The organism is Azospirillum griseum (genome assembly GCF_003966125.1).
In the GTDB taxonomy this organism is placed as follows: Bacteria; Pseudomonadota; Alphaproteobacteria; order Azospirillales; family Azospirillaceae; genus Azospirillum; species Azospirillum griseum.
In genome coordinates, this window is sequence record NZ_RXMA01000067.1 from 3,502 (window position 1) to 4,844 (window position 1,343).

The 1,343-nt window shown below is 56.6% G+C and carries 1 protein-coding gene; it reads right to left on the reverse strand.

Going from position 1 to position 1,343, the window contains the following annotated elements; translation table 11 throughout:
• On the reverse strand, nt 1-959 hold a 959-nt coding region (locus EJ903_RS25905; RefSeq protein WP_210211572.1), incomplete at its 3' end, for a calcium-binding protein.
• Nucleotides 960-1,343: the final 384 nt, after the last annotated feature.

Here is a 1,343-nt window from a genome sequence, read left to right on the forward strand (position 1 = left end):
ACACCGCCCCGAATCAGGTTGTCCGAAGCGTTGCCTACACCGTTGAAGTTGCCGGTGCCGGTGTAGGTGAGCGTCTCCACATTTGCCGACAAGCTGTAGCTGGAAAGGCTGGTGCGCACCTCGTCGCTGCCTTCACCGGCCAGCTCCGTCACCGCATCGCCAGCATCGTCCACGATGTAGACATCGTTCCCGAGACCACCCACCAGCGTGTCGTTGCCAGCACCGCCTGACAGCGTGTCGTTGCCCACGCCGCCCTGGATCAGGTTGTCCAAGGCATTGCCCACACCGGTGAAGTTGCCGGTGCCGGTGTAACTGAGCGTTTCCACATTGGCCGAAAGGCTGTAGCTGGTAAGGTTGGTGCGCACCTCGTCGCTGCCTTCACCGGCCAGCTCTGTCACCACATCGCCAGCATCGTCCACGATGTAGACGTCGTTACCCAGACCACCCAACAGCGTGTCGTTGCCAGCACCGCCTGACAGCGTGTCGTTGCCCACGCCGCCCTGGATCAGGTTGTCCAAGGCATTGCCCACACCGGTGAAGTTGCCGGTGCCGATGTAGCTGAGCGTTTCCACATTTGCCAACAGACTGTAGCTGGCGATGCTTGCCAGCACCGAGTCTACACCTGCTCCTGAGGCTTCAAGGATGACATCACCGCTATCCTCCACGATGTAGACATCATTCCCGACGCCACCGATCAAGGTGTCATTGCCCGCGAGACCCTGCAGCGTGTCATTGCCAGCGCCGCCCTGGATCAAATTGTCCGAAGTGTTGCCCACGCCGGAAAAATTACCCGTTCCGATGTAGCTCAGTCGCTCAACATTATTAGAAAGTGTGTAATTTGAGACGGTTGCATACACCGAGTCGAGTCCACCACCCGGTCCCTCAATCACCACATCATCAGCATTTTCAATAAGGAAAATGTCATCCCCATTGCTTCCAAAAAGGGTGTTTTGCGGCATCAGTTCCCCCATTAAGGATATGCATGCATTTGTATGCATAATTTTGATGATATGCTATGAAGTTATGAAAATCATCAAATAGAGTTTTCCCATATATGGATGGCCATTGCGGGTATCGTCAACCGGCATAGTCAACTTGTTGCCCCGCAGTTGCCGAGGCGGTCCGTGCGGGGTATGGAACGGCATGACGACGCGCCTTGATCCCCGCTACGCTGGCTGAGGTGATGTGGTGGACGGCCCTTCCACCTTCTGGGATCGGTGACAAACTGATGCCGTCGAAGAAACCATGTGTGGACGGCTTTGTCGCACAAATCGGCGTGAGGACGGAATCCGCCAGCATCCCGCAGTGATCAGGCGATCTTGCGGGTGGTCGGCATGCCCAAG